We start from the raw sequence: 15,140 nt of genomic DNA, 5'->3' as shown, positions 1-15,140 counted from the left end.
CACCGGGTGCCTAGCCCCCCTGCAGCGCCCCGGCCAGGAAGTCGCAAAAGGCGCGCACCTTTTCCTGCACGTGGCGTCCATCGGGCGTCAAGGCATACACGCCGCGCCTGGCCATGCCGTGCGACGGCAGTACGCGTACCAGGGCGCCGCTGGCCAGCAGCGGCGCGGCGACGAACGACGGCAGCGCCCCCACGCCGATGCCCGCCACCAGCATATCGGCCAGCAGCAGGCTGCTGTCGGCGGAAAAGCGCACGGGCAGCACGATGCTGCTCGGCCCCTCCGGGCCGGCCAGCTGCCAGACGCCGGGACTGTCGGCCAGGCGGTAAGCGAGGCAATCGTGGCCGCGCAAATCCTGCGCCTGGCGCGGCGTGCCGCGCCGCGCCAGATAGGCCGGCGCTGCGCAAATCATCTGCTCGACGTCGCCCAGGCGGCGTGCCACCAGGGACGAATCGGCCAGCGAGACGCGGATGCGCAGCGACACGTCATAGCCCTCGCCCACCACGTCGCGCAGGCGGTCATCCAGGGTCATCTCGATCTTGACGTCCGGATAGCGGGCCATGAAGTCCGGCAGCAAGGGCGACAGCACCTTCAGGCCAAACGACAGCGGCGCATTCACGCGCAGCCGCCCCGCCACCTTGCCGGTACAGCCGCGCGTGGCCAGTTCCAGCGCATCGACCTCGTCGAGCAGGCGGCAGCATTCGAGATAGTAGGCACGCCCGCCGTCCGACAAGCTCATGCGCCGCGTCGTGCGCACCAGCAGCAGTGTGCCCAGGCGCGCTTCGAGCTGGCGCACCTGCTTGCTGATGGCCGCCGCCGACTGATTCAAATCCAGCGCCGCCTTGCTGAAGCTGTCGCGCTCGACCACCTTGCGAAACACGCGCATGTGCGCCAGGACATCCATCATTATTTCTCTACAGTTGAATATCTTATTATTTTATCGCTGATTATCATTGAAATGGAAAACAATATGATGGCGGCTTCTTTATTCATGTCACGCAAGGAGTACCCCATGTTCAAACCATCCGCCACCCTGACTGCCCTGCTGCTGGCCCTGCTCGGAGGGACAGTGCAGGCCGCCCTGCCCGAAGTGGGCATCAGCCCCTGGGGCCCGAAAGACGAGATCGGCCGCCTGAACCTGATGACGCCGGCCTCGCGTGCCGCTATCCTGGCGCGCATCGACGGCGGCAAGAGCTATGATCTGGCCGTCGATTTCTATATCGGCATGCCCAGCTGGCAGGCGGCCGGCGACCCGCCCTACCAGATGTGGATGACGCACACACCGAAAGGCAACGTGGTGGCCGATTCCATGCAGGTGGGCGAACAGATGAACCGCCACGTCAGCTACACGGGCTCGGCCGTGTCCATGTATGCGCACATGGGCACGCATATCGACGCCCTGAACCACTTCGGCCTGAACGGCAAGATCTGGAATGGCTTTACGGAGGAACACTACCTGGGAGACCGGGGCTGGACCGTGACGGGCGCGGAGAAATTGCCGCCGATCGTGGCGCGCGGCGTGCTGATCGACGTGGCCGTGGCCAAGGGTCTCAAACAACTGCCCGATAATTACCGGGTGACGCGGCAAGACTTGCGCGCGGCGCTGGCGCAACAGAAGGTCACGCTGGAAAAGGGCGACGTGGTGCTGATACGCACGGGCCGCATGCAGCATTATGAGCAGGCGCACACCTACATGGCCAATCCGCCCGGCCTGTCGCTCGATGCGGCGAAATTCCTCGTGGAAGATGGCGGCGCCATGGTGGTGGGCGCGGACAACCTCAGTTTCGAGGCGTTTCCATCCGAAGTGGCGAACAATTACCTGCCCGTGCACACCTATCTGCTGGCGCAGCAGGGCACGCCCATCCTGGAACTGGTCGACCTGGAAGCGCTGTCGCGCGACAAGGTGTACCAGTTCGCCTTCATCGGCGCCTCGTTGAAATTCCGTGGCGGCGACGCGGCGCCCATCCGTCCCGTAGCCCTGCCAATCCGCTAGGCGCGGACAGGCTCAGACGCAGGCGGCGTGCAAGCCCTGTGCGCCATGCTCATCCCACGCATCGGCGCAGCGCACCACATCGCCCACGACGATGATGCTGGGGCTGCCCAGGCCGCTGGCCTGCAGGTCGTCGGGCAGCTCCTGCAAAGTGCTCAGCAACTGGCGCTGGGCCGGCAGGCTGGCCGATTGCACCACGGCCACGGGCGTGCCGGGCGCCATGCCGCCGGCCAGCAAGCCGGCCTGGATGGCCGTCACCCTGGCCACGCCCATGTAGATGACGAGGGTGAGCTTGCTCTGCGCCAGGGCCGCCCAGTTCGGCTCCGAGGCGCTATCCTTGCCGTGGCCCGTGACGAAGATGGCGCCCTGGCTCCAGGCGCGGTGCGTGAGCGGCACACCGATGCCGGACGGCGCGGCCAGGCCGCTGCTGATGCCGGGGATCACCTCGACGGCCACGCCATGACTGCGCAAATAAGCGCGCTCTTCGCCGCCGCGCCCGAACAGATAGGGGTCGCCCCCTTTCAGCCGCACCACATGCAGGCCGGCGCGCGCTTCGGCCAGCATCAGCCGTTCGATGAACGCTTGCGGCGTCGAGGCGCAGCCGCCCCGCTTGCCCACCTCGACCACGCGCACGCCTTGTGCCGCATGGGCAAGGACGGCCGGATTGACGAGGTCATCGATCAGCACCACGTCGGCCCGCGCGATGGCCTTTACTGCCTTGATGGTCAACAGCTCCGGGTCGCCGGGACCGGCGCCGACCAGGGTTACGCTTCCACATTGCGCCATGATGCACTCTCCAGTCAGAAAAAATGGCCGATGGCAAACGATGCCGCGTACGCTTCCGGCGCGCTGCCGTCCCACACGACGCCGTCGCACAGGGTCGAGCTGCGCATGGGGGCTTTTGGTACGGGCGTTGCCGTCATCTCCGCCGCCTGGCGGTACAGGTCGATGCGGTTGACTTGCCTTGCCACCGCCAGATAATCGGGTTCATCGCGCAGCAAGCCCCAGCGCCGGTGCTGGGTCATGAACCACATGCCGTCGGACAGATACGGGAAATTGACGGCGCCATCGCCGTAGAACTTCAAACCGTGCGCCTCGTCCCAGGTCTTGCCCAGGCCATCCTGGTAATGGCCGAGAATGCGCGGCGCCAGCGTTTCCTGAGGCGTGTTCAGGTAAGCGGGCTCGGCCAGAGTGGCCGCCATGGCCAGCCGGTTGGTATCGCTGGCATCGATCCAGCGTCCCGCCTCGAGCACGGCGGCGATGAGGGCGCGGCAGCTGTTCGGATGCTGCTGCGCAAACGCGGCGCTGGTGCCCAGCACCTTGCCCGGATGGTCGGGCCAGATGGCGCCGCTGGCGGCTGCCGTCACGCCCACGCCATCGACGATGGCCTTGTAGCCCCACGGTTCGCCCGCGCAAAAGCCGTCCATCTGGCCGGCGCGCAAGGCGGCCACCATCTGCGACGGCGGCACCGTCATCACGCGCGCGTCGCGCAGCGGATCAATGCCATGCGCGGCCAGCCAGTATTGCAGCAGCATCGCGTGGTTGCCGGTCGGAAAAGTATGCGCGAACGCAAACGGCCGCGCCGTGGCGCGCATGTGCCGCGCCAGGGTGGGACCATCGTGGGCGCCCTCGCGCGCCAGCGCCGCCGACACGGTGACAGCCTGGCCGCTGTGGTTGAGATTCATCAATACAGCCATGTCGCGCTGCTGCCCGCCGATGCCCATCTGCACGCCATACACAAGGCCGTACAACACGTGGGCCGCGTCGAGTTCTCCACTGTTCAGTTTATCGCGCACGCCGGCCCACGACATCTCGCGGCTCAGTTCGATCTTGATGCCGTATTTTTCATCGAGACCCAGCTTCGACGCCATCACCAGCGAGGCGCAATCGGTCAGCGGCAGGTAGCCGATGCGTATCGTCTGTCTTTCCGGCTGCAGGGTCCGCATCACCTGGGCGCTGTCTGCCATTTTCTCTGTCATACCATTCCTTGCCGATAAATACTGTTTTGCCGTGCCGCTGTGGGCAAGGCTCTCACCTTCCAGCAGCAAGGAGCGTGCCCGTACCTGCCCGCTTCATGGCGGCTGGAAACGCACCGCGATGGTGCGCTGCACCAGCATGTGTCAGGAAATGGACGATTCATCCCAACAAGTCCTCCACGTCGAGGATGCGCTGGGCAATCTCTGCCAGCTTGAGTTTCTTGTTCATGGCCATGCTGCGCAGGCGCTGGTAAGCCTGGTCTTCCGTCAAGCCGTGATGCGTCATCAGCAGGCCCTTGGCCCGTTCGATCACCTTGCGCTCAAGCAGCTTGTGCCGCGTGTCGAGCAATTCGGCGCGCAATTTTTCTTCCTGGCGAAAGCGTGCGAGCGCCACGTTCAGCACGGGCAAGATGCGCTCGGCATGCAAGCCGGCCACGATGTAGGCGGAGACGCCGGCCGCCATGGCCGCGTCGATGCTGGCCGTGGCGCCGTCTTCGGTAAATAATACGATGGGGCGGCGCTCGTCGCGCGTGGCGATGACGATGTGCTCGAGCACGTCGCGCGCATCCGATTCCGCGTCGATGATGATGAGATCAGGCTGCAGTTGGGCGATGCGTTCAGGAAGGTAGAGGTCGGCTGGCAGGGAGGCGACGATGTCGAAACCCGATTCCAGCAAGCCGATGCGCAAGGCATTGCCGCGCTGCACTTGGGCAGCCAAGGCCGCATTCTCGTGCACGCCGTGCTCGACAATAGTGTTGACGACGACGATGCGCAAAGGCTGGGTACGGCTGGACGTCATGGGAGCGATCTGCAATGGCTAAACACAACCATTGCAGTAAGCAAGAAGCGAACCAGCCGGTTTTACAGCGGATTTACTTCAGGGTCGGCATGGCAAACTCCGCACCCGCCGCCGTCGAAGCCGGCCAGCGCTGCGTCACCGCCTTCTGCTTGGTATAGAAACGCACGGATTCCGGGCCGTGCGCATGGTGGTCGCCGAACAGGCTGCGCTTCCAGCCGCCGAAGCTGTGGAAGGCCATCGGCACGGGAATCGGCACGTTCACCCCGACCATGCCGACTTGCACGCGGTGCGTGTATTCGCGCGCCGTGTTGCCGTCGCGCGTGTAGATGGCCGTGCCGTTGCCGTATTCATGCGCATTGACCAGGTCCAGCGCCGCCGTGAAATCGGGTACGCGCACGATGCAGAGGACGGGCCCGAAGATTTCCTCCTTGTAAATCGTCATCTCGGGCGTGACGTGGTCGAACAGGCTGCCGCCGAGGAAAAAGCCTTTCTCGTGGCCTGGCAGGACGAAGCCGCGCCCGTCGCAGATAAGCTTGGCGCCTTCCTTGACCCCCGTGGCGATATAGCCGGCGATCTTCTCCTTGTGCACCTGCGTGACGACCGGCCCCATTTCGGCCGACAGATCCATGCCCTGCGTGATCTTTAACGCCGCAATGCGCGGCACCAGGGCTTCCACCAATTGATCCGCCACATTGCCAACCGCCACGACGACGGAAATGGCCATGCAGCGCTCGCCCGCCGAGCCAAAGGCGGCGCCCATCAGGGCATCGACCGTCTGCGGAATATCCGCGTCGGGCATGACGACCATGTGGTTTTTCGCGCCACCGAGCGCCTGCACGCGCTTGCCCTGCGCGCAGCCCGTCGCATAGATATACTCGGCGATCGGCGTGGAACCGACGAAGCTGACGGCGCGCACGTCCGGGTGGTGCAGCAAGCCATCGACGGCTTCCTTATCGCCCTGCACGACGTTGAAGACGCCGTCGGGCAAGCCGGCGTCCGTCAGCAGCTGCGCCAGGAGCAGGCTGGCCGACGGGTCGCGCTCGGACGGTTTTAATACAAACGTATTGCCGCAGGCAATGGCCATCGGGAACATCCACATCGGCACCATCACGGGAAAGTTGAACGGCGTGATGCCGACACAGACACCGAGCGCCTGGCGGATCGACCAGGCGTCGATGCCGCCGGCCACCTGTTCCGAATACTCGCCCTTCATCATCTGCGGGATGCCGCAGGCAAATTCCACCACTTCGATGCCGCGCGTCACTTCCCCTTTCGCATCCGTGAAGACTTTACCGTGTTCGGCCGTAATCAGGGCGGCCAGCTTGTCGGCGTTTTGCTCCAGCAATTCCTTGAATTTGAACATGACGCGGGCGCGGCGCAGCGGCGAGGTTTGCGACCAGGCGGGAAAGGCCGCATGGGCGGCAGCCACGGCCGCGTTCAGTTCGGCAGGCGTGGCCAGCGCCACCTTGGCCGTCACGGCGCCCGTGGCAGGATTAAACACGTCGCTCGTGCGCTCGGTGCGCGAAGCCATGGGGTTGCCACCAATAAAGTGGCCGATCATCGGGGTCGTCATTGTCTTGTCCTTGGTTATTTCGTCATCAGCCAGTCATGGGCCGGGTCGTTTTTAAAATGCCACACGCGTTTCGGGCCGGCCATCACGTTCAAGTAATAGCCATCGTAGCCATACGGCACGGTGACGGGGTGGTAGCCGCGCGGCACCATCACCACGTCGTGGTTTTCCACGGCCATGGCCTCGTCAATGGAACGGTCATCCGTATAGACGCGCTGGTAGGCAAAGCCCTGTTCCGGATGGAGGCGGTGGTAATAGGTTTCTTCCAGCGAGCTTTCGGTTGGAATATTGTCGCTGTCGTGTTTATGCGGCGGATAGCTGGACGAATGGCCGGACGGCGTGACGACTTCCACCACCAGCAAGCCGTCCGCTGCCTCCGTCTGCGGCAGGATGTCGCACACGTAGCGGGTATTCGCACCCTTGCCGCGCACGGAGCGCGTCATGCTGGAAGGTTCGATCAGGCGCGCCGGACGGTGGGTCGTGGCCGGGGCGCTGCACAAGGCCACCTCGGCGGCGCTCACGGCCGTGATACGCACCGTGGTTTCCAGCGGCACATACACGGCGTAGGGCGAGACGTCCTCGAAGACGCTGGCGCGCTTGCCGATGGCTTCCCAGACGTGATCGCCCGCCCGCACCGTGACCGTGCCCGTCAGCACGACGAGGCACAGTTCGCGGCGGCCCGTCTCCAGGCTCAGCGATTCGCCCGCCGCCAGGCGGTGCGCGGCAAAGCCCACGTGCGTCCAGCCGGCCGATGCGGGCGTGACTTCGACGATGGTCTGTCCCTGCCCCGCTTTCACCAGCAGCGGGCTCATGCCGCCTCCCGGCCCAGGCGCGGAATCGCATCGACCAGGCGTGCCAGGTAATCGTGGCCCATCTTCGCGTATTGATAGCTGGGAGCGACGGCCGGGTCCTGCTCCGCTTCCACCACCAGCCAGCCCGCGTAGCCGTGCAGATACAGCCGCGTCAAAATGGCCGGAAAGTCGATGCAGCCGTCGCCCGGCACGCTGAAAGCGCCATTGATGACGGCCTGCAAAAAACTCCAGTGGCCATTGCGGGCCAGTTTCACCACGTTCGGGCGCACGTCCTTGCAATGCACGTGGCAGATGCGATCGATATGTTTATTGAGTACCGCCAGCGCGTCGCCGCCGGCAAACGTGATGTGACCCGTGTCGAACAGCAAGCCAACCTCGGGACCCGTCAGGGCCATCAATTGGTCCACGTCGGCCGGGGTTTCCACGTAGGCGCCCATGTGGTGGTGGTAGGCCAGGCGCACGCCGTGCGCCAGCAGGTGGGCGGCAAACGCCGTGAGTTTATCGGCGTAGTCCTGCCATTGCTGGGCGGACTGGAAACGCGGGCGTTTATACAAGGGACGCGCTTCGCCCTGGATGGCGTCGGCCACTTCGCCATACACCATGACGGTGGCGCCGCTGTCGGCAAGTAAACGTAAATGCGGGCCAACAGAAGCGATCTCTTCTTCCACCGAGCGGTGCGCCAGGCGGCCCGAATACCAGCCGGAGACGCACGCCAGGCCATATTTGCCCAGCACGGCGTTCAGGGCCGGGGCATCTTTCGGAAACTTGTTGCCCAGTTCAAAACCCACATAGCCGATCTCGGCGCCTTCCTTCAAGGCCGTTTCCAGCGGCGTTTCGCCGCCCAGGCTCGGTAAATCGTCGTTCATCCACGAGATCGGGTTGATGCCGATACGTACATTCCAGGTAGTCATTTCAATTCCTTTGTTTCAGGCGATCGTTTTCATAACGGGCACGCGCAGCTTGCACGCCGGACTGGGTGGACACTTCCGGTACGGCCACTTCCCACCAGCAGCCGCCCTCCTGCGTCGTGCGCGTGGCGTCCGTGTCGATGCAGATCAGATACGTGCGGGAAGCTGCCCGGGCGCGCAGCATGGCCTGTTCGAGTTCGCCAATGTCGGCAACGTGTTCGGACAGCGCGCCCAGCGATTGCGCATGCAGGGCGAAGTCGATAGGCGGGGCGCTGTCGGGCAGCATATTGTTGAACGAGGCATTGCCGCAGGCCTGCTGCAGGCGGTTGATGCAGCCGTAGCCCCGGTTGTCGAGCACGACGATGATGAGTTTTTTGTCCAGCATGACGGAAGTGGCGATTTCCGAATTCATCATCAGATAGCTGCCGTCGCCCACCATGACGATGACTTCGGCTTCCGGCTTGGCCATCTTGACGCCGAGGCCGCCGGCAATTTCATAGCCCATGCACGAGTAGCCGTATTCCATGTGGTAGCCGCCCGGCGTGCTTGTCCGCCACAGCTTGTGCAGTTCTGCCGGCAAGGTACCGGCCGCGCAGACGACGATGTCGCGCACAGTAGAATCCGGTGCGGAACGCTGCACGGCGCCGATGACTTCGCCGTCATACGGCAAGCCGGCCACTTCCCGCTTGCCCGTGATCGCCAGCACGGTGGCGCGCCAGGCATGCGCCGCCTGCTGCGCGCGGTCCAGCCACTGGCCCGCGCTATTCCAGCTGCCCAGCAGCCGCGACAGGCCTTGCAAGCCCAGGGTCGCGTCCGCCTGCAGGCCCAGGCCGCGGCGTTTCAGCGCATCAAAACTGTTGACGTTCAGGCTGACCAGTTGCGCCTGCGCAAACAGGGAGTTGGAACCGGTCGTGAAATCCTGCAGGCGCGTGCCGACGGCCAGCACCACGTCGGCCTGCGCCGCCAAGCTGTTGGCGGCGGGCGAACCGGTGACGCCGATGGCGCCCAGCTGCAAGGGGTGGTCCCACGTTAAAGAACTCTTGCCCGCCTGGGTTTCCGCCACGGGAATGCCGTGCCGTTCGGCAAACGCCTGCAAGGCGGCGCCGGCCTGGCCGTACAGCACGCCGCCGCCGGCGACGATCAGCGGCTGCTTCGCATTTTTCAACAGCAACGCGGCCTCTTCCAGTTCCTGCTCGACGGGCGGCACGGCGCGGAAACGCACGACTCTCGGTTCGAAAAAGTCGGCCGGATAGTCATACGCCATCGTCTGCACGTCTTGCGGCAGGGACAAGGTGACGGGGCCGCAGGCGGCCGGGTCCGTCAAGGCGGCGATCGCGCGCGGCAAGGCCGTGATCAATTGCTCCGGATAGACGATGCGGTCGAAATAGCGCGACAGCGGTTTGAAGGCATCGTTGACCGAGACGCTGCCGTCCGTGCCATCTTCCAGCTGCTGCAAGACGGGATCCGGCGCACGCGAGACGAAGACGTCGCCGGGCAACAGCAACACAGGCAAACGGTTGACGTGGGCCAGGGCGGCGGCGGTGAGCAGATTCGTCGCACCCGGACCGATGGAGCTGGTGACGGCCAGCATGCGCCGGCGCATGTGGGCTTTCGCATAGGCGATGGCCGAGTGCGCCATCGCCTGTTCATTGTGCGCGCGGTAGGTGGGAAATTGTTCGCGGTACTGGTACAGCGCTTCGCCCATGCCGGCCACGTTGCCGTGGCCAAAGATGGCGAAGGCGCCGCCGAACAAAGGCTGACCGTCCTCGGTGCGCAAGGCAGCCAGGTAGCGCACCAGCGCCTGCGCCATGGTCAATCTGATCGTGGCGCTCATGCCGCACGCTCCAGGCGGTTGCGCGTGCGTTGCCACAAGCTGATCAGCTGCTCGAAATTGGCGCGCACGGCGGCGATCAGGCCAGCATCATCGAGTTCGCCGGCCAGCCAGCGGCGGCTCGGTTCCTGGAAGATGGTGCGGCCCACCATGAAACCCTTGCAGGTGGTGCTGGCACTGGCCTGCTCGAAACTGGCGGCCAGGGCGGCAATCGGTGCGTTCAAGCCCAGTAATACCACGCCACGGCAATACGGATCGCGCTCGTGCACGAGGGCATCGATGGCTTGCCATTGCTGGGCCGACATGCTTTCCAGCTTCCACCATTCCGGGTAGATGCCGAGGTTGTACAGGCGCTTGACGGCGCGCAAGACGGTGTCGTCACTGTGCGGCAAGGATTCCGACGGTATGACCTCGAGCAACAGTTCGTGACCGCTCACTTGCGCCGCGTCATACAGGGCCTTGATCTGCGCTTCCTGTTCCAGCCGGTTTTCCACGGCGTCGTCCGGATGCAGCTGCACCAGGCATTTGATCACGTGTTCCTTCGGCCAGCTGAGCAGATGCGAGCCGATGGAGCGGCCCCAGTCAAATTGCAGCGGATTCGATCCCGGCAATTCCACGGGACGGCCTATCCACCAGCCGCGTCCCGTCGCATCGTTGAGCGCGTCGACGCCATAGCGGCCATCGATCAGCACGCCTGTCTTGCCGGCCAGTTGCAAGGTCGTTTCCGTTTGCGCCACGGCTTGCACCATCAATTGCTTCAAGGCCGCAATGGCTGCTTCGGGCGCGCCGGTTTGTTGCGCCAGCTCAAAAAATTGCGTGCGGTGGTCAAAGGCAAACACGCAGAGTTCATTCCACTGTTTGCGCGCCACCGTCGTGCGGTGCAGGCGCGACAAGGTCGCGTCCTGGTCCGGCTGCGTCAGCTTGGCCGCATTGGCCAGGAAATAGTCGAGCTCGACAGGCGACGGCATGGCCGGCGCGCAGCCGTGGCGCGACACGACGAGGGCGCCGCAGCCGTTCGCGTAGCGGCAGCACGCCTCGTAATCCTCGCCGCGCAGCCAGCCTTTCAGGAAACCGGAAAGAAAAGCGTCGCCCGCGCCGAGCACGTTCAAGACTTCGACGCGCACGCCGCGGTAGTTATACGCGTCATCGAGGCTGGCCGGCACCACATTGTCGATGACGGCGCTGCCCAGCGGCCCGCGCTTGACGACGAGGGTGGCCAGGGTGGCGGCCCGCACGGCGCGCAGGGACGCCATGATGTCGGCACCGCCGCCGGCGATCATGAATTCCTCTTCCGTGCCGACGATCAGGTCGAACTGCGGCAGGATGGCCTGCAGATGTTTGGTCACGCCTTCGTTCGAGACGAAACGCGTTTCGCCGTCCGCCTTGCCGGACAAGCCCCACAGCACGGGCCGGTAATCGATGTCGAGCACGGTGCGCACATTATTGGCGCGCGCCAGCTGCAATGCCTGCGTGCTGACGGCGTGCATGGCGCTAGTCGAGAAATGCGTGCCGGTGATTAATAACGCTTTGCTCGACGCAATGAAAGCCGCATCCACCGACGATGCGTCGATGGCCATGTCGGCGCAATTTTCACGGTAAAAAATCAGCGGGAAGGTGTTCTTGTCCTTGATGCCCAGCATCACCAGCGCCGTGAGCCGCTCGCGGTCGATACCGACGTGGCTGACGTCGCAGCCCTCCCGCGCCAAGGTATCGGTAAGGAAACGCCCCATGTGATCGTCGCCCACCTTCGACAGCATGGCCGACTTCAAGCCCAGCCGGGCCGTGCCGAAGGCGATGTTCGCCGACGAGCCGCCCAGGTATTTGGCAAAGCTCGTCGCGTCTTCCAGGGTACTGCCGATCTGCTGCGCGTACAGGTCCACCGCCAGGCGGCCCAGGCAGATCACGTCCAGCGCGCGGCCCTGGGCAAATTGTGTGGAATTATTCATGGCTATCCTTAAATCGTGACACCGTCGAGTTCACTCATCAGCGTTTGCATTTCCGCACCACCCGCCATCATGTCCAGCAAGGCATCCTTGCTCACCGTATCCTTGGTAAAGGTGCCCAGCGACTTGCCCCGGTTCAACAACGTGAACGAGTCGCCGACCGGATACGCATGGTGCACATTATGCGTAATAAAGATCACGGAAATACCCCGCTCACGCGCCTTGTAAATCAGTTTCAGCACATTGAACGATTGCTTGACGCCCAGGGCGGCCGTCGGTTCGTCGAGGATCAGCACGCGGGCGCCGAAGTGGATGGCGCGGGCGATGGCCAGGCACTGCTTTTCGCCGCCCGACATGGTGCCGATGGCCTGGTGCGGGTCGCGCACCATGATGCCCATCTCGGCCAGCTTGTCGCGCGCCGTCTCGGCCGCATAGTCGATATCCATCACGGGCACCAGGCCCAGCAGCTTTTTCATCGGCTCGCGGCCCATGAAGAAATTGCGCGCCACGGACAAGAGCGGCACCAGCGCCAGATCCTGGTAGACGGTGGCCACGCCCATGTCCAGCGCTTCGCTGGGCGAATTGAAGACGACGGGCTTGCCATCGACCAGGTATTGGCCATCGGTGGGCTTGTGCACGCCGGCCAGGGTCTTGATCAGGGTGGACTTGCCGGCGCCGTTATCGCCCAGCAAACAATGAACCTCCCCCTCGCGCAACCGCATGGTGATGTTTTGCAAGGCCAGCACGGAGCCGAAGCGCTTGCTGACATTTTCCAGGGCAAGAATATATTCGCTCATGATTTATCTCGCTTCCGTGACGCGTGAGCGTACAAAGTTATTGAACAGCACCGCGATCAGCAGCATCACGCCGAGGAATACGCGGAACCAGTCCGAATTGATGTTGGTATAAGTGATGCCGATCTGCACGACGCCGAAGATCAGCGCGCCAAAGCAGGCGCCGACGACGGAACCGTAGCCGCCCGTCAGCAAGGCACCGCCGATGACGGCCGCGATGATGGCTTCGAATTCCTTTTGCATGCCGCGGTCGGCGGCGGCCGAACCCACGTCGCAGACTTGCAAGGTGGCAAACAAGCAGGCGCAGAAGGCCGTGAAGACGAACAGGGAAATCTTGACCTTGCGCACCGGCACGCCCACATTCTTGGCCGCATTGGCGTCGCCGCCCACGGCAAACATCCAGTTGCCGAAACGGGTACGCGACAAGACGAATGCGGCGCCGGCGGCCAGCACCAGCCACCAGGCGATGACTTTCGGCACGCCTTTCACCAGCGGCGAGCCGTCGTCGAGCACGGCGATCCAGCCATGCGCGCCCATCCACTGGAACAGGCCGGTGGCGACGTTGCCGTGAAACAGCAGGCTGGCCAGCCAGTCCTGCGCCGCCAGGTCGCCCACGCCGCTGACGATGGTGCGGTTGGCGAACATGATCGACAGGGCCAGGGTCAGGCCGCGCAGGATGAACAGGAATGCCAGGGTCACGATGAACGATGGCAAGCGCGTCTTGATGACGATGTAGCCGTTGAGCCAGCCCAGCGCCATGGAACCGGCGAAGGCGAACAGGATCGCGGCCCACAATGGCCAGTGGAAATAAATCGTCGGGATGGCGATCATCATGCCGGCAAAGCCGATCATGGAGCCGATCGACAGGTCGAATTCACCGGCGATCATCAACAGGCAGGCGCCGATGGCGATGATGCCCAGGTAGGACGCAACTTGCATCCAGTTGACGACGCCATCGAGGTTGAACATGCCGGAATCGCCGGCCGTGATGACGAAGAAGGCAAACACGAGCACCGCGCCGGAAATCGAGGCGAACTCGGGGCGGCCGAAAAACCGTTTGACCCAGCTGGTCGTGCCCACGCGCTCGTCGGCGGCGGCAACTGGCTTGCTGGAGGCGCCGGGAGGCGGAGGAGGATTCATGCCGGGGCTAGCCAGGCTGGATTTGAGCGCAGTCATACGAAGTCCTTTCAGTGATACTTGTTACCAATTCCGATTACTTTCCTGCCAGCATCGCTGGCGCCAGGCGTGTTCCTCCCATGCGCCGCCCGCGGAGGCGGTGCGGCGCTGGGCAACTCCTGGTGGCGACTGTGTGGATTAGCGGTATTGACCTGCGTATTTTTCGACCTTGGCGATGTTTTCCTTGGTCACGAAACCGGGGCCGGAGCTGATGTGGCGCGGGCCGTAGATGGGCGTCAGGCCGTATTCGGCCAGGCGCGCCTGGTATTTCGGATTGGCGATCAGGATTTCCTTGACCTTGGCCAGGTCAGTGATTTTTTGCTGTTTCATGATGGCCATCACGGCAACGGGAATGTAGCCTTGCAGGTAGGGCTGCTGGTCGATGGCGAACTGGATGCTGCCATCCTTGATGCCCTTGGCGATTTCTTCCGACAAATCGAAGCTGGCGAAGTACATCTTGCCTTTCAGGCCCAGCTTTTCGACGGCGCGCATGGCGGCCGGCGCCGAATCCGGTCCCAGCGCCAGCACGGCCTGGGTCTTCGGATTGCTGCGCAGATAGGCGCTGACCTTGCTTTCGATCACGCCAGGGTCGACGCCATTGGTGTCGAGCGTGGACGCTTTGAAATCGACGCCGAGCGCATCGGCAAAACCGCGGCAGCGTTCGAACGACGATGCATTCATCGCATAGTGATTCACGCACACGAACGATTTGATGCCCGCTTCCTTGGCGCGCTTGCCGGCGCCCAGGCCCGCGTCATACTCGGGCTGGCCCACGTGCATGATGGCTTTCAACTGTTCGCTTTGCGCCAGGGTGCCCGAATTGATGGTCACGAGCATGATTTTCTTGGCCACGACGGTGCCCAGCGGCTTTTGCAGCACGCTGAAGTCGGCGATGTCGGCGATCAAGCCATCATAGTTGCGCGCGGCCGATTGCTCGATCAGGCGCGCCATGTCGGCCAGGTCGCCATTCGGCGGATTGCGGTAGTCGACGGACACGTTGAAATCTTCACCGGCTTGCTTGATGGCGTTCTTGATGGTATTCCACCAGGAATCGGAGTCCGGCGCATGGCTGACCATGACGAATTTCTCGCCGGCAGCATGGCTGGCGCCCGTGCTCAAACCCAGGCTCAGGCCCAGGCTGGCGATGGCCAGGCACTTCATCAAACCCTTGCTTTTATTGCTATGCATGAATGTCTCCTAGACGGATTAATTTTTATAGTTGCGAGCTTTTATTAAGGGTGTCACCGGCCTGGCCTTGCGGCACGCGAACCGATGCACTGCGCACAGCTTAGGCCACAAAAAAGACAAATGCAATAAAATTTTCAAAATAAACTTAAATAGAAA

The 15,140-nt window shown here is 63.5% G+C and carries 13 protein-coding genes; 1 reads left to right on the top strand and 12 read right to left on the bottom strand.

Translation table 11 applies throughout. The annotated features are described in order from the left end of the window. Positions 1 to 10: 10 nt before the first annotated feature. Positions 11 to 901: a LysR family transcriptional regulator gene (locus tag IGS60_RS16365; protein ID WP_230505619.1), complete on the bottom strand. Its 891-nt coding sequence runs from the start codon at positions 899 to 901 to the stop codon at positions 11 to 13. Between the two features lie 108 nt (positions 902 to 1,009). Between IGS60_RS16365 and IGS60_RS16360 the strand changes: the two genes are divergently transcribed. Next, positions 1,010 to 1,990, top strand: coding sequence for a cyclase family protein (locus tag IGS60_RS16360; RefSeq protein ID WP_141749893.1), 981 nt, complete (start codon positions 1,010 to 1,012; stop codon positions 1,988 to 1,990). 12 nt (positions 1,991 to 2,002) lie between these two features. Here IGS60_RS16360 and cobA read toward each other — a convergent pair whose 3' ends face one another. The 11 genes from cobA to IGS60_RS16305 all read right to left on the bottom strand — a co-directional run bounded on the left by cobA (position 2,003) and on the right by IGS60_RS16305 (position 14,957). Next, positions 2,003 to 2,773, bottom strand: a complete 771-nt coding sequence (cobA, locus tag IGS60_RS16355; RefSeq protein ID WP_230505543.1) for a uroporphyrinogen-III C-methyltransferase — start codon at positions 2,771 to 2,773, stop codon at positions 2,003 to 2,005. Positions 2,774 to 2,787: 14 nt separating this feature from the next. Continuing rightward, on the bottom strand, positions 2,788 to 3,966 hold the full coding sequence (locus IGS60_RS16350; protein ID WP_230505541.1) for a CmpA/NrtA family ABC transporter substrate-binding protein: 1,179 nt from the start codon (positions 3,964 to 3,966) through the stop codon (positions 2,788 to 2,790). A 157-nt stretch (positions 3,967 to 4,123) separates the two neighbouring features. After that, positions 4,124 to 4,762, bottom strand: a complete 639-nt coding sequence (locus IGS60_RS16345) for an ANTAR domain-containing response regulator (protein ID WP_034757677.1) — start codon at positions 4,760 to 4,762, stop codon at positions 4,124 to 4,126. Between the two features lie 73 nt (positions 4,763 to 4,835). After that, complete coding sequence (locus IGS60_RS16340; RefSeq protein ID WP_306798494.1) at positions 4,836 to 6,335, bottom strand: CoA-acylating methylmalonate-semialdehyde dehydrogenase; 1,500 nt, start codon at positions 6,333 to 6,335, stop codon at positions 4,836 to 4,838. A 14-nt stretch (positions 6,336 to 6,349) separates the two neighbouring features. Further along, positions 6,350 to 7,144, bottom strand: coding sequence for a 5-deoxy-glucuronate isomerase (gene iolB, locus IGS60_RS16335; protein WP_230505539.1), 795 nt, complete (start codon positions 7,142 to 7,144; stop codon positions 6,350 to 6,352). Beyond that, positions 7,141 to 8,055 (bottom strand): myo-inosose-2 dehydratase, encoded by a 915-nt coding sequence (iolE, locus tag IGS60_RS16330; RefSeq protein ID WP_230505537.1) that lies wholly within the window; start codon positions 8,053 to 8,055, stop codon positions 7,141 to 7,143. The genes iolB and iolE overlap by 4 nt, the downstream gene beginning before the upstream one ends. Position 8,056: 1 nt before the next feature. Continuing rightward, positions 8,057 to 9,886 (bottom strand): 3D-(3,5/4)-trihydroxycyclohexane-1,2-dione acylhydrolase (decyclizing), encoded by a 1,830-nt coding sequence (gene iolD, locus IGS60_RS16325; RefSeq protein WP_230505535.1) that lies wholly within the window; start codon positions 9,884 to 9,886, stop codon positions 8,057 to 8,059. Continuing rightward, positions 9,883 to 11,829 (bottom strand): 5-dehydro-2-deoxygluconokinase, encoded by a 1,947-nt coding sequence (gene iolC / locus IGS60_RS16320; protein WP_230505533.1) that lies wholly within the window; start codon positions 11,827 to 11,829, stop codon positions 9,883 to 9,885. The genes iolD and iolC overlap by 4 nt, the downstream gene beginning before the upstream one ends. An 8-nt stretch (positions 11,830 to 11,837) precedes the next feature. Then, positions 11,838 to 12,623, bottom strand: coding sequence for an ATP-binding cassette domain-containing protein (locus tag IGS60_RS16315; RefSeq protein WP_121669170.1), 786 nt, complete (start codon positions 12,621 to 12,623; stop codon positions 11,838 to 11,840). Between the two features lie 3 nt (positions 12,624 to 12,626). After that, positions 12,627 to 13,760: an ABC transporter permease gene (locus IGS60_RS16310; protein WP_070218115.1), complete on the bottom strand. Its 1,134-nt coding sequence runs from the start codon at positions 13,758 to 13,760 to the stop codon at positions 12,627 to 12,629. A 174-nt stretch (positions 13,761 to 13,934) separates the two neighbouring features. Further along, the gene (locus tag IGS60_RS16305; RefSeq protein WP_227742173.1) at positions 13,935 to 14,957 is read right to left on the bottom strand and encodes a sugar ABC transporter substrate-binding protein; all 1,023 of its coding nucleotides are present in this window, start codon (positions 14,955 to 14,957) and stop codon (positions 13,935 to 13,937) included. Between the last annotated feature and the right edge of the window lie 183 nt (positions 14,958 to 15,140).

Source organism: Janthinobacterium sp. FW305-128 (assembly GCF_020858135.1).
Taxonomy (GTDB): Bacteria; Pseudomonadota; Gammaproteobacteria; order Burkholderiales; family Burkholderiaceae_D; genus Janthinobacterium.
The sequence above is the reverse complement of the archived record's forward strand: the minus strand, read 5'-3'. Positions and strand labels throughout refer to the sequence as shown.